This is a genomic window from Saccharothrix ecbatanensis, assembly GCF_014205015.1.
Taxonomy (GTDB): domain Bacteria; phylum Actinomycetota; class Actinomycetes; order Mycobacteriales; family Pseudonocardiaceae; genus Actinosynnema; species Actinosynnema ecbatanense.
In genome coordinates this window covers 5369878-5392079 of the sequence record NZ_JACHMO010000001.1, presented here as the reverse complement: position 1 = coordinate 5392079, position 22202 = coordinate 5369878, and the positions used below count along the sequence as shown (strand labels likewise).

The window sequence follows — 22202 nt, the reverse complement described above, 5'->3', positions numbered from 1 at the left end:
CGGCCGACTGTACCTAATGGTTTGACCCGGTATCAACCATTAGATTCGAGTAGTGCGGTGACGAGGTGCAGTCGCGCGTCGTCGACGTGCCGCAGGGGAGGGACGAGGAGCGTCGGCATCCCGGCCTCCACGCCCGCCCCGTCGCGGGTGGAGCGGTCGCCGACCATCAAGGTCTCCTCCGGCGCGGCGCCGAGTTCGTCCAGCGCGAGCCGGAAGATCGCCGGATCGGGCTTCACCAGACCGTGCTCGAACGACAACACGAACGAGTCGACCGGCAGACCTTCGAACGCCGGTCGGATGTCGAAGTGGATGTCGCTCAGCACCCCGATCCGCACGCCGTGCTCGTGCAGCTTCCGCAACGTCGGCGCGGCGTCCACCGCGAACGGGTTGAACGCCAGGTCGCACTCCACCGCGTACAGCGAGTCGGCCAGCTCCCGATCGAACCCGGCCGCCCGGAATGCCGCGTGACACGTCTCCCGGTGCAGGTCGGCGTCGGTGTCCATGCCCGGCGCGTCCAGTCGGCGCACGTCCAGCCTCCCGATCACCTCGGCGGTCTGCCCGACGTCGCGCCCGATCCGCCGCAACGCCTCCGCCACCCATCCCCGGAAGGTCGGCGCGAGCACCAACGTGCCCCGCCAGTCGAAGATCACGGCCCGCAGCCGGTCCGACATGCACGCTCCCTGTCGTCACGGTGAGTAGTTCCCGACTCACTCGTGTGAAGGCTCCCGCACCACTCCCGCCGGTGACTAGGTTTTTTCACAGGACCCGAACCGTGGGAGGCCGCCATGGCCGCGATACCGACGACGCCCCTGTACATGCGCCGGATCGGGTTCGACCCCGATCCCGGGCTGGCCGTGCTGCGGGAGGAGGACGGCGTCCGCCGGGTCGATTCGCTGCTGGGCGGGCCGGCGTGGCTGGTCACCCGGATCGCGGACGTCCGGCAGGTTCTCGGCGATCCGGTGCGGTTCGGCAACTCCCGGCACCACCTGGTGCCCGGCGCGCCCGCGATGACCGAGGAGGAACTGGCCGCCATGCTGCCGGGCAACCTGCTCGGGTTCGACCCGCCCGAGCACACCCGGCTGCGCAGGCTGCTGATGCCGGAGTTCACCGTCCGCCGGATGCGCCGGATCGAGCCGCGGATTCACGAGATCGTGAACGACCACCTCGACGCGATCGAGCGCGAGGGGCCGCCCGCCGAGCTGGTCGCCGACTTCGCCCTGCCGATCCCGGCCCTGGTGATCTGCGAGCTGCTCGGCGTGCCGTTCGAGGACCGGGACGACTTCCAGAGCCGGTACACCCGGTTCTTCGACGTGTCGCTGTCCATGGCCGAGCGGTACGCCGTGCAGGCCGAGGCGAAGGCGTACCTGGCCGAGCTGGTCGCGCGGGCGCGGGTCGAACCGGGGGACGACCTGCTGGGCATGCTCGTCCGTGACGAGTCCGCCGGTCTTGACGACCGGGAGCTGGTCGGCATCGCGGACCTGTTGCTGCTGGCCGGCCACGAGACCACGGCCAACATGCTCGGCCTCGGTGTGCTCGCGCTGCTGCGCCACCCGGACCAGTTGCGGCTGCTGCGCGACGAAGCGGACCGCGTCGACGCCGCCGTGGAGGAGCTGCTGCGCTGGCTGACCGTCGTCCACACCGGCGTGCCGAGGGTGACCACCGCGGAGGTCGAGCTGGGCGGTCACACGCTCGGTCCCGGTGAGCTGGTCGTCTGCTCCCTGCCGGCCGCCAACCGCGACCCCCGCTTGGTGCGCGACCCGGATGGGCTGGACATCACCCGTGACGCGGGCGGGCACGTGGCGTTCGGGCACGGCGTGCACCACTGCCTGGGAGCGCCGCTGGCCAGGATGGAGATGCGGATCGCGTTCCCGGCGCTGCTGCGCCGGTTCCCCACGCTCCGGGCCGTGGAGCGGGAACCGGAATACCGGGCGCAGCAGGTCGTCTACGGGCTGGCGTCGCTGCCCGTCACGTGGTGAACCGGCACACCACGGTTGACCACTAGGGCGCCCCGCCAGTCGAGCTCACGGCCCGGAGCCGGTTCGACGTGCGCACTCTCAACGCCTCCTGGAGGTGCTGTGGCCGAGGGCGGCGACGGCCGATAGGAGTAGTCCGACGACGAACAGCCCGATGCCGAGGCCGATGTAGTTCGTCGCCTCGACCGGACCGGCCGCTCGGCTGCTGCGCGCGCCGGGGTCGACGAACGTGCCGCTGTCGAGGTCGACCACGTGGCCGTCGACGGTGATCAGTCGCTCGTTCTCGGGGATACCGCCGGGAAACGGATCGCCGGGAATCCCGCCACCGGGAAACGCTTCGCCGGGAAACGGATCGCCGGCAATCCCGCCGCCCGGGAACGGATGGGGCCCCGCTGTAGCGCCCCCGCCGCTCACTCCACCGGCGGAGTCGATGATCCCCAGGCCGATGATCACGAACCCCGCGATCAGGGTGAGAGAGCCGACCCACGTGAGCACCTTGACCCATGGCGGCGCCGTCGACAGGTCGAGATGGCCGCGCCGCTTTCGGCCGTGCCGGAAGCGGCGATCGTGGTGGTGGGAGTAGTGCGACCCGTGGCTGTGGTCCCAGTCGCTGCCGGAACCGCCATCGTATGGACCGGCGTCGTAGGAGCCGCCGTCGAAACCGTAGTCGGAGCTACTGGAGCTGTCGGTGGAGCTGCTACTGGAGCTGTCGTGCGAATCGTCGCTCATCGGTGTTCCCCCTGATCCCCTTGTGCGGCAGGGATAGCACGGTCCGACCGTCCGCGATGCCGCTTTCGCTGATCACTAGGGTGGCGCCATGGCGCTGCCCCGAGCTGTCAAGTTGCTTCTTGTCGCGGTGTCGTTACTGCTCGTGGCGTTCGCGCTCGACGTGGCCACCATCCTCTACAGCTTCGAGCACGTCGACCGGGTCTTCGCGCTCGCCCACACGGACACCGACACGTCGATGAACGGGCCGGTGGCCGAGGGGTTCACCTATCTGGCGTGGATGGCGTCGTTGGTGATCATGGGTGTGAGCGCGCTGCTGCTCGTGCTCGCCGCCTCGGCACTGCTGCGCCGCCGGTGGTGGGGCTACCCGCTGACCCTGGTGGTGATGATGCCGCACGCGGCGTTCACGGCGTGTGCGCTGCCGACCGTCGGCTGGCGGACCCGATCCTCCCCGAGCCCGCAGGACCACGCCCCCTACTACGACCCCGCCGTCACGCCACTCGTCGTGCAGATCGCGGACGTCGCCATGATCCCGTTGGGGTTCGTTGGCGCGGTCGGCGCGCTCGTCCTCCTGGCACTTCCAGTGACCCGCCGGTTCCAGAATGAGGTCGAGCGACCGAATCCGGGTTGAGTGACTTTGCATCAGCGTGCATACTTATCCGCATGACGGTACGCATCGCGGTCGCCGGGGCCAGCGGGTACGCCGGGGGTGAGGTGCTCCGGCTCCTCCTCGGCCACCCGGACGTGGAGATCGGCGCGCTCACCGCCGGCGGCAACGCGGGCAGCAAGCTGTTCGCCCACCAGCCGCACCTGCTGCCGCTGGCCGACCGGGTGCTGGAGGAGACGACCGCCGACACCCTCAAGGGCCACGACATCGTCTTCCTCGCCCTGCCGCACGGCCACTCCGCCGAGATCGCCGCGCAACTCGGCGAAGACACGCTGGTCATCGACTGCGGCGCGGACCACCGGCTCACCGACCCCGTCGCCTGGGACCGATGGTACGGCGGCACGCACGCCGGCAGCTGGCCCTACGGCCTCCCTGAACTCCCCGGCCACCGCGACGAGCTGCGTGACGCCCGCCGGATCGCCGTCCCCGGCTGCTATCCGACCGTGTCCTCGCTGGCCCTGGCCCCCGCGATGGGACTGGTCGAGCCCGAGGTGACGGTGGTGGCGGTCTCCGGCACGTCCGGCGCGGGCAAGTCGCTCAAGGCCAACCTCCTCGGCTCCGAGGTCATGGGCTCGCTCAGCGCGTACGGCGTCGGCGGCGCGCACCGGCACACCCCCGAGATCGCGCAGAACCTGTCCAAGGTCGCCCAGGAGCAGGTCAAGGTCTCGTTCACGCCGGTCCTGGCCCCGCTGCCGCGCGGCATCCTCGCCACCTGCTCGGCGACCCTCAAGGACGGTGACACGGACGTCCGCGCGGTCTACGAGAAGGCGTACGCGGACGAGCCGTTCGTGCACCTGCTGCCCGAAGGCCACTGGCCGACGACGGGCGCGGTGCTCGGCTCGAACGCCGTCCAGCTCCAGGTGGCCGTGGACCGCGACCTGGACCGGCTCGTGGTGGTCGCCGCCATCGACAACCTGGCGAAAGGCACCGCGGGCGCCGCGGTGCAGTGCATGAACCTGGCACTCGGCCTGCCGGAGACCACCGGCCTGTCCACCGTGGGAGTCGCACCGTGAACCGCAATAGAGGCGTGACCGGACCGAAGGGCTTCAAAGCCGCCGGTGTCGCCGCCGGCATCAAGGAGTCCGGCGCGCTGGACCTGGCGCTCGTCGTCAACGAGGGGCCGGGCCAGGCCGCCGCGGGCGTCTTCACCACCAACCAGGTCAAGGCCGCGCCCGTCCTCTGGACCCAGCAGGTGATCAAGGAGCGCAAGCTCCACGCCGTCGTGCTGAACTCCGGCGGCGCGAACGCGTGCACCGGCCCCGAGGGCTTCCAGGACACCCACGCCACCGCCGAGAAGGTCGCCGAGGTGCTGGACGTCGGCGCGATCGAGGTCGCGGTGTGCTCCACCGGCCTCATCGGCGAGCGCCTGCCGATGGACAACCTCAAGGCGGGCGTCGAGAAGGCGGTCCAGGAGCTGGACGGCACCGACCAGGCCGGGCTGAACGCCGCCACCGCCGTGATGACCACCGACACGCACCCGAAGCAGTCCTGGGCGAGTCACCCGGACGGCTGGTCCGCGGGCGGGTTCGTCAAGGGCGCGGGCATGCTGAACCCGAACATGGCCACGATGCTCAGCGTCATCACCACCGACGCGGTGATCGACGGCGACGCCCTCGACGCCGCCCTGCGCGCGGTGACCGCCAAGACCTACGACCGGATCGACGTCGACGGCGGCACGTCCACCAACGACACCGTGCTGGTCCTCGCCTCGGGCGCCTCCGGCGTCACGCCGACCGCCGACGAGTTCGCCGAAATCCTCACCGCGGTGGCGAAAGACCTGGTCAAGCAGCTCCAGCAGGACGCGGAGGGCGTGACCAAGGAGGTCTCCATCACGGTGAACGGCGCGCTCACCGAGGCCGAGGCGGTCGTCGTCGCCAAGACCGTCGCCGAGGACAACCTGGTCAAGACCGCGCTGTTCGGCTCCGACCCGAACTGGGGCCGGATCGCGATGGCCGTCGGCCGCGCGCCGGCCACCGTGGACCAGCACGAGCTGGGCATCACGATCAACGGCGTGACGCTGTTCGAGCACGGCCACAAGGCGGCCGACCGGAGCGAGGCCGACCTGTCCGGCCGCGACGTCGACATCGTGATCGACCTGAACGTCGGCGACGGCACGGCCACCGTGCTCACCACCGACCTGTCGCACGCCTACGTCGAAGAGAACAGCGCGTACAGCTCGTGAACGCCCACGAGAAAGCCGGCGTCCTGATCGAGGCGCTGCCCTGGTTGCAGCGCTTCCGGGGCGCGACCGTCGTCGTCAAGTACGGCGGCAACGCGATGGTCGACGACGAGCTGAAGCGCGCGTTCGCCCAGGACATGGTGTTCCTGAAGCTCGCCGGCCTGCACCCGGTCGTCGTGCACGGCGGCGGCCCCCAGATCGCGGCGATGCTGAAGCGGCTGGGCATCGAGAGCGAGTTCCGCGGCGGCCTGCGGGTCACCACGCCGGAGGCGATGGACGTCGTCCGGATGGTGCTCGTCGGCCAGGTCCAGCGGGAACTGGTCGGCCTGATCAACGAGCACGGCCCGTTCGCGGTCGGCCTGTCCGGTGAGGACGCCCACCTGCTGACCGCCGCACGCCGACCGGCCATGGTGGACGGCGAGCCGGTGGACATCGGCCTGGTCGGCGACATCGTGGACGTCAACCCGGAGGCTGTGCTGGACATCGTCCACGCGGGCCGCATCCCGGTCGTCTCCACGGTCGCGCCGGACGTCGACGGCGTCGTCCACAACGTCAACGCCGACACGGCGGCGGGCGCGGTGGCGGTGGCGCTGAAGGCCGAGAAGCTGGTCGTGCTGACCGACGTGGAAGGCCTGTACGCGGACTGGCCGGACAAGAGCTCGCTGCTGCACCAGGTGCGCGCCGACCAGCTGGAGAAGATGCTGCCGGACCTGGACAGCGGCATGGTGCCGAAGATGGAGGCCTGCCTGCGCGCGGTGCGCGGCGGCGTCCCGGAGGCGCACGTGATCGACGGCAGGCTCGCGCATTCGGTCTTGCTGGAGGTTTTCACCTCGGAGGGTGTCGGGACAATGGTGTTGGGGGACAGCGAGGCATGAGCGACCAGCAGCGGTGGCAAGCCGCGATGATGAACAACTACGGCACACCGGGCCTGACGCTGACCCGCGGTGAGGGCGCGCACGTCTGGGATGCTGACGGCAACCGGTACCTCGACCTGCTCACGGGTATCGCGGTCAACGCGCTCGGCCACGCGCACCCGGCCATCGTCGCGGCCGTCACCGAGCAGATCGGCAAGATCGGCCACACGTCGAACCTCTACATCAACGAGCCCGCGCTGAAGCTCGCCGAACGCCTGCTGGACCTGTCCGGTGTGGACGGCGACGGCCGCGTGCTGTTCTGCAACTCCGGCGCGGAGGCCAACGAGGCCGCGTTCAAGCTGAGCCGCCGCACCGGCCGGACCAAGGTCGTGGCGACCGACGGCGGGTTCCACGGCCGCACGATGGGCGCGCTGGCCCTGACCGGCCAGCCCAAGAAGCGCGAGCCGTTCGAACCGCTCGTGCCCGGCGTCGTGCACATCCCGTACGGCGACGTGGCGGCCCTCGAAGCCGCCGTCGACGACGACACGGCCGCGTTCATCGTGGAGCCCATCCAGGGCGAGAACGGCGTGGTCGTGCCGCCTGAGGGCTACCTCCATGCCGCCCGCCGGATCACTGCCGAGCACGGCGCGCTGCTCATCCTGGACGAGGTGCAGACCGGCGTCGGCCGCCTCGGCACCTGGTTCGCGTTCCACCAGGCCGGGATCGTGCCGGACGTGATCACGCTGGCCAAGGGCCTCGGCGGCGGGCTGCCGCTGGGCGCGTGCATCGCGGTCGGCGCGGCCAAGGACCTGTTCGAGCCGGGCCAGCACGGCACCACGTTCGGCGGCAACCCCGTGTGCTGCGCCGCCGCGCTCGCGGTGCTGGACACGATCGCCGCCGACGGCCTGCTGGAGCACACCGCCGCGGTCGGCAAGGAGATCGCGACCGGCGTCGAGGCGCTGGACCACCCGCTCATCGCCGGTGTGCGCGGCGCGGGCCTGCTGATCGGCATCATGCTGCGCGAGGCGGTCTCGGCGAAGGCCGCGGCGGCGGCGCAGTCGGCCGGCTACCTGATCAACCCGATCCAGCCCGACGTGATCCGGCTCGCCCCGCCGCTGGTGCTGGACGAAGCCGACGCCCACCGGTTGGTCGCCGACCTCCCGTCGTTCCTGCCTTCGCCCGAGGAGTCGTGATGGTGCGCCACTTCCTGCGTGACGACGACCTGACCCCCGACGAGCAGACCGCCGTCCTCGACCTCGCGGACGAGTACAAGGCCGACCGGCTGGCCGCCAAGCCGCTCGCCGGGCCGAAGTCCATCGCGGTGATCTTCGAGAAGAACTCCACCCGCACCCGCCTGTCGTTCGAGGTGGGCATCGCCCAGCTCGGCGGCAACCCGGTGATCATCGACGGCCGCTCCATGCAGCTCGGCCGCGAGGAGACCATCGAGGACACCTCCCGCATACTGTCCGGGTACGTGGACGCCGTGGTCTGGCGGACGTTCGCGCAGAAGCGCATCGACGCGATGGCGGCCGTGTCCCGCGTCCCGGTGATCAACGCGCTGACCGACGAGTTCCACCCGTGCCAGGTGCTGGCCGACCTCCAGACCATCCGCCGCGTGCACGGCAAGCTCGCCGGCCTCACCGTCACCTACCTCGGCGACGGCGCGAACAACATGTCCCACTCGATGCTGCTCGGCGGCGTCACGGCGGGCATGCACGTGCGGATCGCCGCGCCCGAGCTGTTCCAGCCGCTGCCGTGGGTGCTGGACGACGCCCGCAAGCGCGCCGTGGAGACCGGCGGCTCGATCCAGGTGATCGAGGACCCGCGTGAGGCCGTCGACGGCTCCGACGTGCTCGTCACCGACACGTGGACGTCGATGGGCCAGGAGAACGACGGCCGCGACCGGACGCGCCCGTTCCGGCCCTACCAGCTCAACGCCGACCTCGTCGCCGCCACCGGCGTGAAGACGACCGTGCTCCACTGCCTGCCCGCGCACCGCGGCCAGGAGATCACCGACGAGGTGCTGGACGGCCCGGACAGCGCCGTGTGGGACGAGGCCGAGAACCGCCTCCACGCCCAGAAGGCGCTGCTCGTGTGGTTGCTGGAGCAGTCACGATGACCAGGACCGCGCGGCAGGCCCGCATCGTCGAACTGGTCGCCCAGCGCGCCATCCGCAGCCAGTCCGAACTGGCGAAAACGCTGGCGGTGGAAGGCATCGAGGTCACCCAGGCCACGCTGTCACGCGACCTGGACGAGCTCGGCGCGGTCAAGCTGCGCGGTCCCGACGGGGGCGCGCCCGTCTACGTCATCCCCGAGGACGGCAGCCCCGTGCGCGGCGTGCAGGGCGGCACGTCCCGCCTCACCCGCGTGCTCGGCGAACTGCTCGTGTCGGTGGACCACTCCGGCAACCTCGCCGTCCTGCGCACCCCGCCCGGCGCGGCCCAGTTCCTGGCCAGCGCGCTGGACCGGGCCGCGCTCAACGACATCGTCGGCACCATCGCGGGTGACGACACCATCCTCGCCGTGGCGAGGGAACCGCTCACCGGAGCGGACCTGGCGGCCAGGGTGACCGCGCTCGCCGCGGGCCAGGACCAGCCCCAACCAGGAGAAGGCCAGGGAGAAGACCGACACCAAGGAGAAAACCATGAGTGAGCGGGTGGTTCTCGCGTACTCCGGCGGGCTCGACACCTCCGTCGCCATCGGCTGGATCGCCGAGGAGACCGGCGCGGAGGTCGTCGCGGTCGCGGTGGACCTCGGCCAGGGCGGCGAGGACATGGACACCATCCGCCAACGCGCGCTGGAGTGCGGCGCCGTCGAAGCCGTCGTCGCCGACGCCCGTGACGAGTTCGCCGAGCGGTACTGCCTGCCCGCGCTCCAGGCCAACGCCCTCTACATGGACCGCTACCCGCTGGTGTCCGCGCTGTCCCGGCCGCTGATCGTCAAGCACCTGGCCGAGGCCGCGAAGTACCACGGCGCGACGACCGTGTCCCACGGCTGCACCGGCAAGGGCAACGACCAGGTGCGCTTCGAGGTCGGCATCGGCGCCCTCGCGCCCGACCTGAAGGTCATCGCGCCGGTCCGCGACTACGCGTGGACCCGGGAGAAGGCCATCGCGTGGGCCGAAGACCGGAACCTGCCGATCGACGTGTCGAAGAAGTCGCCCTACTCCGTGGACCAGAACGTGTGGGGCCGCGCGGTGGAGACCGGGTTCCTGGAGGACATCTGGAACGCGCCGATCGAGGACGTCTACTCGTACACGCAGGACCCGGCCGAACCCCGTGACCCGGACGAGCTGGTCATCACCTTCGACAAGGGCGTCCCGGTCGCCATCGACGGCGAGACCGTGACGGCGCTGCAAGCCGTCCAGGAGCTGAACCGGCGGGCCGGCGCGCAGGGCGTCGGCCGGCTGGACATCGTCGAGGACCGGCTGGTCGGCATCAAGTCACGCGAGGTCTACGAGGCGCCCGGCGCGATCGCGCTGATCACCGCGCACCAGGAGCTCGAGAACGTCACCCTGGAACGCGACCTGGCCCGCTTCAAGCGGCAGGTCGAGCAGCGCTGGGCCGAGCTGGTGTACGACGGCCTGTGGTTCTCGCCGCTCAAGTACGCGCTCGACAGCTTCATCGACAACACCCAGCGGCACGTCACCGGCGAGATCCGGATGGTGCTGCACGGTGGCCGCGCGGTCGTCACCGGGCGGCGCAGCGACGAGTCGCTGTACGACTTCGCCCTCGCCACGTACGACGAGGGCGACACGTTCGACCAGAGTCTGGCCAAGGGCTTCGTGCAACTGTGGGGCCTGCCGAGCAAGATCGCCGCGAAGAGGGATTTGGGCAAGTGAGCGCACTGTGGGGTGGCCGGTTCGCCAGTGGTCCGGCGGACGCGATGGCGTTGCTGTCGGCGTCGACGCACTTCGACTGGAGACTGGCCCCGTACGACATCAGGGGATCACGGGCGCACGCCCGCGTGCTGCACCGCGCGGACCTGCTGACCGCCGACGAACTGGACCGGATGCTGGCGGCGCTGGACGCGCTGGAGGCCGACGTCGCCGCCGGGGTCTTCACACCGACGCTCGCCGACGAGGACGTGCACACCGCGCTGGAACGCGGCCTGATCGAACGGGCCGGGCCCGAGCTGGGCGGCAAGCTCCGCGCCGGCCGGTCCCGCAACGACCAGGTGGCCACGCTGTTCCGGATGTGGCTGCGTGACGCGGCACGGCGCGTGTCGGCGGGCGTGCTCGACGTGGTCGAGGCGTTGGCGGACCAGGCGACGGCGCACGCCGCCACCGTCATGCCCGGCCGCACGCACCTCCAGTCCGCGCAGCCCGTGCTGCTCGCACACCACCTGCTCGCCCACGGGCAGGCGTTGCTGCGTGACGTCGACCGCCTGCACGACTGGGACAAGCGCACCGCCGTGTCGCCCTACGGGTCGGGCGCGCTGGCGGGCTCGTCGCTCGGGCTCGACCCGGCGGCGGTCGCGGCGGAACTGGGCTTCGACGGCCCGGTGGAGAACTCGATCGACGGCACCGCGTCCCGCGACTTCGCCGCCGAGATCGCGTTCGTGCTGGCCATGATCGGCGTCGACCTGTCCCGGATCGCCGAAGAGGTGATCATCTGGACGACCGCCGAGTTCCGCTTCGCGGTGCTGGACGACGCGTGGGCCACCGGCAGCTCGATCATGCCGCAGAAGAAGAACCCGGACGTCGCCGAGCTGACCCGCGGCAAGTCCGGCCGGCTCATCGGCAACCTGACCGGCCTGCTGGCCACGTTGAAGGCCCAGCCGCTGGCCTACAACCGGGACCTCCAGGAGGACAAGGAGCCGCTGTTCGACTCGGTCGAGCAGCTGGAGCTGCTGCTGCCCGCGTTGGCCGGGATGATCTCGACCATGCGGTTCGACACCGAGCGGATGGCGTCCCTCGCGCCCGCCGGGTTCACCCTCGCCACCGACATCGCCGAGTGGCTGGTGCGGCAGGGCGTGCCGTTCCGGGTCGCGCACGAGGCGGCGGGCGAGTGCGTCCGGGTCGCGGAGACGCGCGGCGTGGGCCTGGAGGAGCTGACCGATGAGGAGTTCGCCACGATCTCGCCCGCGTTGACGCCGGACGTGCGTAGCGTGTTGACCGTGGAAGGTTCCATCGCGTCACGCGACGCCTACGGCGGCACCGCGCCCGACCGGGTCGCCGAGCAGTTGAAGAGGTTGCGCGACAAGGTGTCCGTTGCCCGCAACGCCTAGGCAGTTCACCGAGCAGGAGCTCGCCGTCGACCCGATCGACGCCGCGCGGCTCCTGCTCGGGAGCGTCATCGAGTCGACCACCCCCGAGGGCGTGGTCGGGGTGCGGATCGTGGAGGTCGAGGCGTACCGGGGCGGCGACGACCCGGCGTCCCACTGCTACCGCGGCCGGACACCGCGCAACGACGTGATGTTCGGCCCGGCCGGGCGGCTCTACGTGTACTTCGTCTACGGCATGCACTTCTGCGCGAACGTCGTGTCGCTGACCGACGGCGTGCCGGGAGCCGTGCTGCTGCGTGCCGGCGAGGTGGTGACCGGCAACGCCCTGGCCCACACCCGCCGCCCGTCCGCCCGCAGCCACGCCGAACTGGCCAAGGGCCCGGCCAGGCTGACCGGCGTCCTCGGCCTGGACCGCGAGCACAACGGCGTGAACCTCACGTCGTCCGACGCGTCCGTGCGGCTCCTGGCCGGCGACCCGCTCCAGCCGTCCGACATCCGCACCGGCCCGCGCGTGGGCGTGGCCGTCGCGGTGGACGTCCCGTGGCGGTTCTGGATCGACTCACCGGCCGTCAGCACCTACCGCCGGGGCACCCGCCGCACCCGCATCGCCGCCGTGCCACACCTCGGGTCGTCCGTTCCGGACGCCTGACCCGCGTCAGACCACGCCGAACACGTGCGTGCCGGGGGCGCCCGCGTCGTCACCGGCCCAGAACTCCACCCAGTGGCCGACGAACTCCGACTTGGAGATCGACCCGTCGCCGTCCAGGTCGAGCCGGGCGAACACGGCGTCCGTCGGCGTGTCGTCCCCGATCCAGGCGTGGATCATCCGGGCGTACTCGGGCGCGGACACCGCGCCGTCGCCGTCCTCGTCCACCGCCTCGAACATCGACTCGGCCGTGGCCACCACCAGGTCGAGCATGGTGCCCAAGTTGCTCACCACGGACAGCACCTCGTCCACCGTGACCTTGTCGTCGCGGTCCTGGTCGGACGCCGCGCGCAGCGCGTCCCACCAGCCCATCATGATCTCCCGCAGCCGCTCGTGCTCGTCGGCGCCCCGGATGTCCACCCACCGGTCCGTCAACGCCTCGAAATCGGCCCGCTCGAGGAACCCGTCGCCGTTCACGTCCATCGCGGTGAACACGATGGAGGTCTTCTTCCGCTGCAAGTCGCTGGCCACGCAAGCAAACCTGGCGGGGGAACGCGGCCAGGACAATTGACCAGCCGGGGCAAACCCGTGTGCGCGAGAGTGAACAACTCGGTGACCCTCGGTAGCGCCCCGGTCTTCAGCCCCGGACCACAGCGCCTGGACCCTCCGCGTCCGCCCGTCCGCGTCCGCCCTTCAGCGCCGAACCTCCAGCACCCCGCCCTCAGTGGCCCCGCCCTCAGCGCACCGTCCTCCGGTACCACGTCCGCCGCTCACCCGCGGGCAGCGCGATCCGGCTGATGATGTTCGTCAGCACCGCGCCGATCACCAACCACAACAACGCGGCCAGACCGTCGTTGAACAGGGTCCGCACACCGGGATCCGCCGGCGTGAACAGGTCGCGCAGGCCCAGCGACACCGCCGCCGACCACGAGTCGATCAGCTGGGCGAACCCGTTCGCCGGGTTGGCGCCGCCGATCACCAGGAAGATGTGGATCGCCAGCACGATGGCGAACAGCCAGCACAACAGGTCGATCACGGCGCACACCACGCGCACGGTGCGCACTCGGCCGTCGGTCCGCTCGACGACCTCCTCCCGCGACGGGTACGCCGCCTCCGTCGGGGGGATGTACTCGGTAGGGCGGTTGACAGGACGGTCAGCGGGACGTGGGTCGCGATCCGGGTAGGTCATCGCCGCGGTCCTCTCCACTACATCGGGGCCCCCTCGCCGACTACCCCGCACGGGCACCGGCTCAAACCGGTTTGACCAGGTGGGGGAGAATGGCGTCCCGTGAGCGAGCACATCCTCGATGAGCTGTCCTGGCGCGGCCTGATCGCGCAGTCCACCGACCTCGACGCGCTGCGGAAGGATCTCGACGCGGGCCCGCTCACCCTCTATTGCGGGTTCGACCCGACCGCGCCCAGCCTGCACGCCGGCAACCTCGTCCCGCTGCTCATGCTGCGCCGCTTCCAGCGCGCCGGGCACCGGCCGATCGTCCTCGCGGGCGGCGCCACCGGCATGATCGGCGACCCGCGTGACAGCGCCGAGCGCGCGCTCAACACGCTGGACACCGTCGCCGAGTGGGCCGGGCGCATCCGCGGCCAGCTGGAGCGGTTCGTCGAGTTCGACGACAGCCCCACCGGCGCGATCGTGGTCAACAACCTGGACTGGACCGGCAACGTCTCGGTGCTGGAGTTCCTCCGCGACGTCGGCAAGCACTTCTCGGTCAACGTCATGCTGGCCCGGGACACGGTCAAGCGCCGCCTCGAAGGCGACGGCATGTCGTACACCGAGTTCAGCTACCTCCTGCTCCAGTCGCACGACTACCTCCAGCTCAACCGGAAGTACGGGACCAGGCTCCAGGTGGGCGGCTCCGACCAGTGGGGCAACATCGTCGGCGGCGTCGACCTGGTCCGGAAGGTCGACGGCAAGCCCGTCCACGCGCTGACCGCCCCCCTGGTCACCGACGCCGAGGGCCGCAAGTTCGGCAAGTCCACCGGCGGCGGCAACGTGTGGCTGGACCCGGAGATGACCTCCCCGTACGCCTGGTACCAGTACTTCGTGAACGTGGGCGACGCCGACGTGCTCCGCTACCTGCGGCTGTTCACGTTCCTGTCCAAGGAGGAGCTGGCCGAGCTGGAGCGGCAGACCACCGAGACGCCGCACCTGCGCGCCGCGCAGAAGAAGCTGGCGGAGGAGTTCACCAACCTGGTCCACGGCGAGCACGAGACCACGCAGGTCATCGCGGCCAGCCAGGCCCTGTTCGGCCGCGGCGAGCTGCGCGAGCTGGACCTCTCCACGATCGAGGCCGCGATGGCCGAGGCGCCGACCGGCGAGGTGCGCCTGGCCGACGCGCCGACCATCGTGGACCTGCTGGTCAGCTCCGGGCTGGCGGAGAGCAAGGGCGCGGCGCGGCGCACCGTGAAGGAAGGCGGCGCCTACGTGAACAACGCGAAGGTCGCCGACGAGGAGTGGGTGCCCGCCAAGGAAGACCTGCTCCACGGGACGTGGCTGGTCGTCCGGCGCGGCAAGCGCAACACCGCCGGCGTGCGGGTGCAGCTCTGACCTGCGCGAAGGCGTTCGAAGAGCCGGTACGAAGGCCGTCGGTCCCCCGTGGACCGGCGGCCTTCGACGTTCGTCGATGTGATCGCGGTCACACTGTTGCAGTCGGATCGGGTCGGATAGCGTGGAGTCGAGTGCACCACGGGCTGCTGACCTGCGGTTTCAGCCAGTGGTGTGGTGCTGCGCCCCCGATTTGACCTCCGGTTCGGGTGCGTGTAACTTTCTCCATGTCAGCGCGGAACGGGCCGGGAAAACCGGAACGGAGCGCTGCAGGTCACGAACCAAGCTCCCGCTAGCGTGGTAGAGTGGGTGATCTGGAAACGGAAGACCCAGTCCCGGCTCGTCTGAGCCGTTGCGGCCAGGGCGTCTAGTTTCACCACAGCATTTCTGAATCACATGCCTCGGACCGAGCCGCGCGAGCGGTGAGTGATGATGAGCGCGTGTTCTTTGAGAACTCAACAGCGTGCCGAATAGCCAGTAAATTTATGAACCTCTGTCAAGAGGTTTCCTTTGAGATTGTTACTGGACAACTGACATTAATGTCAGTGTTGTTCGGAGCGATCAAACATTCCTTATTGGAGAGTTTGATCCTGGCTCAGGACGAACGCTGGCGGCGTGCTTAACACATGCAAGTCGAGCGGTAAGGCCCTTCGGGGTACACGAGCGGCGAACGGGTGAGTAACACGTGGGTAACCTGCCCTGTACTCTGGGATAAGCCTGGGAAACTAGGTCTAATACCGGATATGACCTGCCTCCGCATGGTGGTGGGTGGAAAGTTCCGGCGGTACAGGATGGACCCGCGGCCTATCAGCTTGTTGGTGGGGTAATGGCCTACCAAGGCGACGACGGGTAGCCGGCCTGAGAGGGTGACCGGCCACACTGGGACTGAGACACGGCCCAGACTCCTACGGGAGGCAGCAGTGGGGAATATTGCACAATGGGCGAAAGCCTGATGCAGCGACGCCGCGTGAGGGATGACGGCCTTCGGGTTGTAAACCTCTTTCAGCGGGGACGAAGGGCAACTGACGGTACCCGCAGAAGAAGCACCGGCTAACTACGTGCCAGCAGCCGCGGTAATACGTAGGGTGCGAGCGTTGTCCGGAATTATTGGGCGTAAAGAGCTCGTAGGCGGTTTGTTGCGTCGGCTGTGAAAACTTCACGCTTAACGTGGAGCCTGCAGTCGATACGGGCAGACTTGAGTTCGGCAGGGGAGACTGGAATTCCTGGTGTAGCGGTGAAATGCGCAGATATCAGGAGGAACACCGGTGGCGAAGGCGGGTCTCTGGGCCGATACTGACGCTGAGGAGCGAAAGCGTGGGGAGCGAACAGGATTAGATACCCTGGTAGTCCACGCCGTAAACGGTGGGTGCTAGGTGTGGGGGACTTCCACGTCCTCCGTGCCGCAGCTAACGCATTAAGCACCCCGCCTGGGGAGTACGGCCGCAAGGCTAAAACTCAAAGGAATTGACGGGGGCCCGCACAAGCGGCGGAGCATGTGGATTAATTCGATGCAACGCGAAGAACCTTACCTGGGCTTGACATGCACTGGAAAGCCGTAGAGATACGGCCCCCCTTGTGGCCGGTGTACAGGTGGTGCATGGCTGTCGTCAGCTCGTGTCGTGAGATGTTGGGTTAAGTCCCGCAACGAGCGCAACCCTCGTTCCATGTTGCCAGCGCGTAATGGCGGGGACTCATGGGAGACTGCCGGGGTCAACTCGGAGGAAGGTGGGGATGACGTCAAGTCATCATGCCCCTTATGTCCAGGGCTTCACACATGCTACAATGGCCGGTACAGAGGGCTGCTAAGCCGTGAGGTGGAGCGAATCCCACAAAGCCGGTCTCAGTTCGGATCGGGGTCTGCAACTCGACCCCGTGAAGTCGGAGTCGCTAGTAATCGCAGATCAGCAACGCTGCGGTGAATACGTTCCCGGGCCTTGTACACACCGCCCGTCACGTCACGAAAGTCGGTAACACCCGAAGCCCGTGGCCCAACCCGTAAGGGGGGGAGCGGTCGAAGGTGGGACTGGCGATTGGGACGAAGTCGTAACAAGGTAGCCGTACCGGAAGGTGCGGCTGGATCACCTCCTTTCTAAGGAGCATTCCTCACCGGTCTTCTTTCGAGAGGGCCTGTGGAGAGCCATGCCGGCGGCGAATGATCGTCGGATGGTCGCTCAATGATGTGGATGCTGGCTATATACAGAATCCTGGGTTGTTTGGAGAGTTAGTACGGTTCCTTCGGGAACATGGAAGGGTCTCCAGAGGGTTCGAGACTTCTGTTCGGCACGCTGTTGGGTCCTGAGGGAACACGCACAGTGTTTTGCTCAGCGAGGAAGCGACAGGACGGTCTCCGTCCGCGAACCGCCAGCTCCGGTTGGCAGGCGTGGGCATCGTGGGATGGTGTCTGGTTGTTCTTTGAGAACTGCACAGTGGATGCGAGCATCTTTGTGGCAAGTTATTAAGGGCACACGGTGGATGCCTTGGCACCAGGAGCCGATGAAGGACGTAGGAGACTGCGAAAAGCCTTGGGGAGCTGTCAACCGAGCTGAGATCCAAGGGTATCCGAATGGGGAAACCCGGCCCCAGTCATGTGGGGTCACCCACGCCTGAACACATAGGGCGTGTGGAGGGAACGCGGGGAAGTGAAACATCTCAGTACCCGCAGGAAGAGAAAACAACCGTGATTCCGTGAGTAGTGGCGAGCGAAAGCGGAAGAGGCTAAACCGTATTCGTGTGATACCCGGCAGGGGTTGCGTGTGCGGGGTCGTGGGACCTGTTCGTCAGTTCTGCCGAGCTGACAAGAAGTCATAAAACGGTGTCGTTAGCGGAACGCGTCTGGAAAGCGTGGCCGTAGAGGGTGAAAGTCCCGTACGCGAAAACTCACCGTCTTCTTACAGTGTTCCCAAGTAGCAGCGTACTCGTGAAATTCGCTGTGAATCTGGCGGGACCACCCGCTAAGCCTAAATACTACCTGGTGACCGATAGCGGACTAGTACCGTGAGGGAAAGGTGAAAAGTACCCCGGGAGGGGAGTGAAATAGTACCTGAAACCGTGTGCCTACAATCCGTCGGAGCCTTTAGGGGTGACGGCGTGCCTTTTGAAGAATGAGCCTGCGAGTTAGTGCTGCGTGGCGAGGTTAACCCGTGTGGGGTAGCCGTAGCGAAAGCGAGTCCGAATAGGGCGTTTGAGTCGCGTGGTCTAGACCCGAAGCGGAGTGATCTAGCCATGGCCAGGGTGAAGCGTGGGTAAGACTACGTGGAGGCCCGAACCCACCAGGGTTGAAAACCTGGGGGATGAGCTGTGGTTAGGGGTGAAAGGCCAATCAAACTCCGTGATAGCTGGTTCTCCCCGAAATGCATTTAGGTGCAGCGTCGTGTGTTTCGTGCCGGAGGTAGAGCACTGGATGGTCTAGGGGGCCCACAAGCTTACCGAAATCAACCAAACTCCGAATGCCGGTACGTGAGAGCGCGGCAGTGAGACTGCGGGGGATAAGCTTCGTAGTCGAGAGGGAAACAGCCCAGAACGCCGGCTAAGGCCCCTAAGTGTGTGCTAAGTGGGAAAGGATGTGGGGTCGCCCAGACAACCAGGAGGTTGGCTTAGAAGCAGCCACCCTTTAAAGAGTGCGTAATAGCTCACTGGTCAAGTGGTCCTGCGCCGACAATGTAGCGGGGCTCAAGCACACCGCCGAAGCCGTGTCATTTCAGTGTAACGCTGGGATGGGTAGGGGAGCGTCGTTCAGCCATTGAAGCGCCGGAGTGATCCAGGTGTGGAGGCTGGACGAGTGAGAATGCAGGCATGAGTAGCGAAAGACGAGTGAGAAACTCGTCCGCCGGATGACCAAGGGTTCCTGGGCCAGGCTAATCCGCCCAGGGTAAGTCGGGACCTAAGGCGAGGCCGACAGGCGTAGTCGATGGACAACGGGTTGATATTCCCGTACCCGTGTGAACGCGCCCATGGCGAACCTTGTGATACTAACCGCCCGAAGCCCGGGGGTTGTCTTCGGATGACCTTCGACGTGGAGCGCGGGACCTGAACTTGTAGTAGTCAAGCGATGGGGTGACGCAGGAGGGTAGCTCCGCCAGTGAGTGGTAGTACTGGTGTAAGCGTGTAGGCCGTAGCATAGGCAAATCCGTGCTGCATTAAGGCTGAGACGTGATGCATAGCCGATTGAGGCGAAGTAGAGTGATCCCATGCTGCCGAGAAAAGCCTCTAGTGAGTGTTCATGCGGCCCGTACCCCAAACCGACACAGGTGGTCAGGTAGAGAATACCGAGGCGATCGGGCGAACTGTGGTTAAGGAACTCGGCAAAATGCCCCCGTAACTTCGGGAGAAGGGGGGCCGAGGGATTTGAAGCCCCTTGCGGGCTAGGATTTTTCGGCCGCAGAGACCAGCGAGAAGCGACTGTTTACTAAAAACACAGGTCCGTGCGAAGTCGCAAGACGATGTATACGGACTGACGCCTGCCCGGTGCTGGAACGTTAAGGGGACCGGTTAGTCTTTCGGGGCGAAGCTGAGAACTTAAGCGCCAGTAAACGGCGGTGGTAACTATAACCATCCTAAGGTAGCGAAATTCCTTGTCGGGTAAGTTCCGACCTGCACGAATGGCGTAACGACTTCTCGACTGTCTCAACCACAGGCCCGGCGAAATTGCATTACGAGTAAAGATGCTCGTTACGCGCGGCAGGACGGAAAGACCCCGGGACCTTTACTATAGCTTGGTATTGGTGTTCGGTTCGGCTTGTGTAGGATAGGTGGGAGACTGTGAAGCGCTGACGCCAGTCAGTGTGGAGTCGTCGTTGAAATACCACTCTGGTCGTACTGGATGTCTAACCTCGGTCCGTGATCCGGATCAGGGACAGTGCCTGGTGGGTAGTTTAACTGGGGCGGTTGCCTCCCAAAGAGTAACGGAGGCGCTCAAAGGTTCCCTCAGCCTGGTTGGCAATCAGGTGTCGAGTGCAAGTGCACAAGGGAGCTTGACTGTGAGACCGACAGGTCGAGCAGGGACGAAAGTCGGAACTAGTGATCCGGCCATGGCTTGTGGAAGCGTGGTCGCTCAACGGATAAAAGGTACCCCGGGGATAACAGGCTGATCTTGCCCAAGAGTCCATATCGACGGCATGGTTTGGCACCTCGATGTCGGCTCGTCGCATCCTGGGGCTGGAGTAGGTCCCAAGGGTTGGGCTGTTCGCCCATTAAAGCGGTACGCGAGCTGGGTTTAGAACGTCGTGAGACAGTTCGGTCCCTATCCGCCGCGCGCGTAGGATACTTGCGGAAGGCTGTCCCTAGTACGAGAGGACCGGGACGGACGGACCTCTGGTGTGCCAGTTGTCCTGCCAAGGGCATTGCTGGTTGGCTACGTTCGGAAGGGATAACCGCTGAAAGCATCTAAGCGGGAAGCCTGTTCCTAGATGAGGTATCCCACCCCTTTGTGGGTTAAGGCCCCCAACAGACCATTGGGTTGATAGGCCGGAGATGGAAGGTCGGTAACGGCTGGAGTTGACCGGTACTAATAGGCCGAGGACTTGTCATGAAGACGCTACGCATCCACTGTGCGGTTCTGAAAGAACCGAACCGGACCATCTGGTCCAGACATTGTGTCTGGGTCGGGTGCCTACGGGTTGGTAATTTCATAGTGTTTCGGTGGTCATAGCGGTGGGGGAACACCCGGTCCCATTCCGAACCCGGTAGTTAAGCCTTCCAGCGCCGATGGTACTGCACTCGTGAGGGTGTGGGAGAGTAGGACGCCGCCGAACATTCTTCCCTGAAAGGGCTTGTGGTTGGGGGCACATTGATTTGTGCTCCAAACCGCAAGCCCTTTCGGCGTGTCCACCAGTAGGAGGAGCTAGTGCCCAGGTTCGGGGATCGACCCGGCGACCGTCAGCGTGGCCAGGGAGACCGACCGCGCCGATCCGACGACGGTGGCCGTGCCCAGGGATTTCGTAAGCCGACCACCAGCAGTGGTGGCCGTGACGCCCGTGGTTCGGGTGAACGGTCGACCGGTGGCCCGCGTCGGGATGACCGGCCCGGCAACGACCGGTACACCAGTGGTGACAAGCCTCGCGGTGGCGACCGGCGAGATGACAACCGAGGCGAGCGGCCTCGTTATGACAAGCCTCGTGACGACCGTGGCGCCGCTCCGCGCCGGGACGACAACCGTGGCGCCGCTCCGCGCCGGGATTCCGGTGAGCGGCCCCGCTATGACAAGCCTCGTGACGATCGCGGCAGCGCGCCGCGGCGCGACGACCGCACCGGTGACCGGGGCGGGTTCCGGCGCGATGACAGCCGTGGTGAGCGGCCTCGTTACGACCGTGGCTCTTCCGATCGCGGTGCGCCCCGTGGGGCTGACCGCGGTGAGCGACCCAGCTACCCGCGTAGGGACGACCGGCCCAGTGGCGGTTACCAGCGCCGCGATGACAAGCCCAGTGGTGAGCGCAGCAGCTACCCCCGTCGGGATGACCGGCCGAGTGGTGACCGTGGTGGGTTCCGCAAGGTCGACCGCGGTGGTGAGCGCAGCAGCTACCCGCGTCGTGATGACCGGTCCAGCGGTGACCGCCCGAGCTACCCCCGCCGCGATGACAAGCCCAGTGGTGAGCGCAGCAGCTACCCGCGTCGTGATGACCGTGCGGGCAGTGGCCGTCCCAGCAGCGGTGGCGGTTACCCGCGTCGGGACGACAAGCCGAGCGGTGACCGCGGTGGTTACCCGCGCAGGGACGACCGTCCCAGTGGCGACCGTCCGAGCTACCCGCGTCGGGATGACAAGCCCAGTGGTGAGCGTGGTGGTTACCCGCGTCGGGATGACCGGCCGAGTGGCGACCGCCCGAGCTACCCCCGTCGTGATGACCGGCCGAGTGGCGACCGTCCCAGCTACCCGCGTCGGGACGACAAGCCCAGTGGTGAGCGTGGTGGTTACCCGCGTCGGGACGACCGACCCAGCGGTGACCGCCCGAGCTACCCCCGCCGGGACGACAAGCCCAGCGGTGAGCGTCCCAGCTACCCGCGTCGTGATGACCGTGGTGGCGAGCGCACCGGTGGTTACCCGCGTCGTGATGACCGTTCCAGCAGTGACCGGTCGAGCAGTGACCGTCCCAGTGGGGAGCGCAGCAGCTACCCGCGTCGGGACGACCGGCCTCGTTACGAGAAGCCCAGCCACGGCAGCAAGCCGCGGCAGGACAAGCCTCGTTACGACAAGCCCTCGCATGACCGGCCTGCGCACGACAAGCCGAGTGACGACCGTCGGGACGCGCGGAGCCGTGATCGGGCCGCGAGGTTCCAGGACCGGGTCGCGCAGACCGACGGCTCGCAGGTCACCGAGGACACCGCTGCCGACGACGCTGTGGTTGACGCAGCCGAGGTTGACGCAGTTGTCGTCGACGC

The 22202-nt window shown here is 67.4% G+C and carries 17 protein-coding genes and 3 rRNA genes; 15 read left to right on the top strand and 5 right to left on the bottom strand.

Translation table 11 applies throughout. From position 1 onward, the window contains the following. Positions 1–32: 32 nt before the first annotated feature. Entirely contained in the window at positions 33–671 is a 639-nt protein-coding gene (locus F4560_RS22580) for an HAD family hydrolase (protein ID WP_246477871.1), read from the bottom strand. Between the two features lie 114 nt (positions 672–785). Between F4560_RS22580 and F4560_RS22575 the strand changes: the two genes are divergently transcribed. After that, on the top strand, positions 786–1976 hold the full coding sequence (locus tag F4560_RS22575) for a cytochrome P450 (RefSeq protein WP_221483612.1): 1191 nt from the start codon (positions 786–788) through the stop codon (positions 1974–1976). A gap of 78 nt (positions 1977–2054) precedes the next feature. Here F4560_RS22575 and F4560_RS22570 read toward each other — a convergent pair whose 3' ends face one another. Next, positions 2055–2702, bottom strand: a complete 648-nt coding sequence (locus F4560_RS22570) for a hypothetical protein (RefSeq protein WP_184922935.1) — start codon at positions 2700–2702, stop codon at positions 2055–2057. Between the two features lie 88 nt (positions 2703–2790). Here F4560_RS22570 and F4560_RS22565 point away from each other — a divergent pair, with 88 nt between their 5' ends. The 10 genes from F4560_RS22565 to F4560_RS22520 are packed head-to-tail and all read left to right on the top strand — an operon-like array spanning position 2791 to position 12274. Beyond that, the gene (locus F4560_RS22565) at positions 2791–3330 is read left to right on the top strand and encodes a hypothetical protein (RefSeq protein ID WP_184922933.1); all 540 of its coding nucleotides are present in this window, start codon (positions 2791–2793) and stop codon (positions 3328–3330) included. 32 nt (positions 3331–3362) lie between these two features. Next, complete coding sequence (gene argC, locus F4560_RS22560) at positions 3363–4379, top strand: N-acetyl-gamma-glutamyl-phosphate reductase (protein WP_184922931.1); 1017 nt, start codon at positions 3363–3365, stop codon at positions 4377–4379. 14 nt (positions 4380–4393) lie between these two features. Continuing rightward, on the top strand, positions 4394–5548 hold the full coding sequence (gene argJ / locus F4560_RS22555) for a bifunctional glutamate N-acetyltransferase/amino-acid acetyltransferase ArgJ (RefSeq protein WP_312869421.1): 1155 nt from the start codon (positions 4394–4396) through the stop codon (positions 5546–5548). Further along, positions 5545–6420 (top strand): acetylglutamate kinase, encoded by an 876-nt coding sequence (gene argB, locus F4560_RS22550; protein WP_184922927.1) that lies wholly within the window; start codon positions 5545–5547, stop codon positions 6418–6420. The genes argJ and argB overlap by 4 nt, the downstream gene beginning before the upstream one ends. After that, positions 6417–7592 (top strand): acetylornithine transaminase, encoded by a 1176-nt coding sequence (locus tag F4560_RS22545; protein ID WP_184922925.1) that lies wholly within the window; start codon positions 6417–6419, stop codon positions 7590–7592. Before argB ends, F4560_RS22545 begins: the two co-directional genes overlap by 4 nt. Beyond that, positions 7592–8518, top strand: a complete 927-nt coding sequence (gene argF / locus F4560_RS22540; protein WP_184922923.1) for an ornithine carbamoyltransferase — start codon at positions 7592–7594, stop codon at positions 8516–8518. The genes F4560_RS22545 and argF overlap by 1 nt, the downstream gene beginning before the upstream one ends. Beyond that, positions 8515–9051 carry an arginine repressor gene (locus tag F4560_RS22535; protein WP_184922921.1) on the top strand — a complete coding sequence of 179 codons (537 nt, stop codon included), beginning with the start codon at positions 8515–8517 and terminating at the stop codon, positions 9049–9051. Before argF ends, F4560_RS22535 begins: the two co-directional genes overlap by 4 nt. Then, positions 9044–10240, top strand: a complete 1197-nt coding sequence (locus F4560_RS22530; protein WP_184922919.1) for an argininosuccinate synthase — start codon at positions 9044–9046, stop codon at positions 10238–10240. Before F4560_RS22535 ends, F4560_RS22530 begins: the two co-directional genes overlap by 8 nt. After that, positions 10237–11628: an argininosuccinate lyase gene (argH, locus tag F4560_RS22525; RefSeq protein WP_184922917.1), complete on the top strand. Its 1392-nt coding sequence runs from the start codon at positions 10237–10239 to the stop codon at positions 11626–11628. The genes F4560_RS22530 and argH overlap by 4 nt, the downstream gene beginning before the upstream one ends. Further along, positions 11612–12274 carry a DNA-3-methyladenine glycosylase gene (locus tag F4560_RS22520; protein WP_184922915.1) on the top strand — a complete coding sequence of 221 codons (663 nt, stop codon included), beginning with the start codon at positions 11612–11614 and terminating at the stop codon, positions 12272–12274. The genes argH and F4560_RS22520 overlap by 17 nt, the downstream gene beginning before the upstream one ends. A gap of 6 nt (positions 12275–12280) precedes the next feature. Here F4560_RS22520 and F4560_RS22515 read toward each other — a convergent pair whose 3' ends face one another. Further along, positions 12281–12802, bottom strand: a complete 522-nt coding sequence (locus F4560_RS22515; RefSeq protein WP_184922913.1) for an EF-hand domain-containing protein — start codon at positions 12800–12802, stop codon at positions 12281–12283. 205 nt (positions 12803–13007) lie between these two features. Next, the gene (locus F4560_RS22510) at positions 13008–13460 is read right to left on the bottom strand and encodes a hypothetical protein (RefSeq protein ID WP_221483611.1); all 453 of its coding nucleotides are present in this window, start codon (positions 13458–13460) and stop codon (positions 13008–13010) included. A 99-nt stretch (positions 13461–13559) separates the two neighbouring features. On the opposite strand from F4560_RS22510, the gene tyrS reads away from it, so the two are divergent. The 4 genes from tyrS (at position 13560) to rrf (ending at position 20581) form a co-directional block, all read left to right on the top strand. Beyond that, positions 13560–14834: a tyrosine--tRNA ligase gene (gene tyrS, locus F4560_RS22505; RefSeq protein WP_184922911.1), complete on the top strand. Its 1275-nt coding sequence runs from the start codon at positions 13560–13562 to the stop codon at positions 14832–14834. 569 nt (positions 14835–15403) lie between these two features. Continuing rightward, positions 15404–16920 (top strand): 16S ribosomal RNA (locus F4560_RS22500). A 356-nt stretch (positions 16921–17276) separates the two neighbouring features. Continuing rightward, positions 17277–20358, top strand: a 23S ribosomal RNA gene (locus tag F4560_RS22495). Positions 20359–20464: 106 nt separating this feature from the next. Next, positions 20465–20581 (top strand): 5S ribosomal RNA (gene rrf, locus F4560_RS22490). Together the 16S, 23S and 5S rRNA genes form the textbook arrangement of a ribosomal RNA operon. Positions 20582–20670: 89 nt before the next feature. Here the strand turns inward: rrf and F4560_RS22485 are convergent. After that, positions 20671–22026, bottom strand: a complete 1356-nt coding sequence (locus tag F4560_RS22485; protein ID WP_184922909.1) for a hypothetical protein — start codon at positions 22024–22026, stop codon at positions 20671–20673. Positions 22027–22202 lie beyond the last annotated feature (176 nt).

Excerpts from the sequence above, each read along its gene's own strand:
- F4560_RS22580 (WP_246477871.1), bottom strand. The coding sequence starts at position 671 with ATGTCGGACCGGCTGCGGGCCGTGATCTTCGACTGGCGGGGCACGTTG.
- F4560_RS22575 (WP_221483612.1), top strand. The coding sequence starts at position 786 with ATGGCCGCGATACCGACGACGCCCCTGTACATGCGCCGGATCGGGTTC.
- F4560_RS22570 (WP_184922935.1), bottom strand. The coding sequence starts at position 2,702 with ATGAGCGACGATTCGCACGACAGCTCCAGTAGCAGCTCCACCGACAGC.
- F4560_RS22565 (WP_184922933.1), top strand. The coding sequence starts at position 2,791 with ATGGCGCTGCCCCGAGCTGTCAAGTTGCTTCTTGTCGCGGTGTCGTTA.
- argC (WP_184922931.1), top strand. The coding sequence starts at position 3,363 with ATGACGGTACGCATCGCGGTCGCCGGGGCCAGCGGGTACGCCGGGGGT.
- F4560_RS22545 (WP_184922925.1), top strand. The coding sequence starts at position 6,417 with ATGAGCGACCAGCAGCGGTGGCAAGCCGCGATGATGAACAACTACGGC.
- argF (WP_184922923.1), top strand. The coding sequence starts at position 7,592 with ATGGTGCGCCACTTCCTGCGTGACGACGACCTGACCCCCGACGAGCAG.
- F4560_RS22535 (WP_184922921.1), top strand. The coding sequence starts at position 8,515 with ATGACCAGGACCGCGCGGCAGGCCCGCATCGTCGAACTGGTCGCCCAG.
- F4560_RS22530 (WP_184922919.1), top strand. The coding sequence starts at position 9,044 with ATGAGTGAGCGGGTGGTTCTCGCGTACTCCGGCGGGCTCGACACCTCC.
- F4560_RS22510 (WP_221483611.1), bottom strand. The coding sequence starts at position 13,460 with ATGACCTACCCGGATCGCGACCCACGTCCCGCTGACCGTCCTGTCAAC.
- F4560_RS22485 (WP_184922909.1), bottom strand. The coding sequence starts at position 22,026 with ATGCGAGGGCTTGTCGTAACGAGGCTTGTCCTGCCGCGGCTTGCTGCC.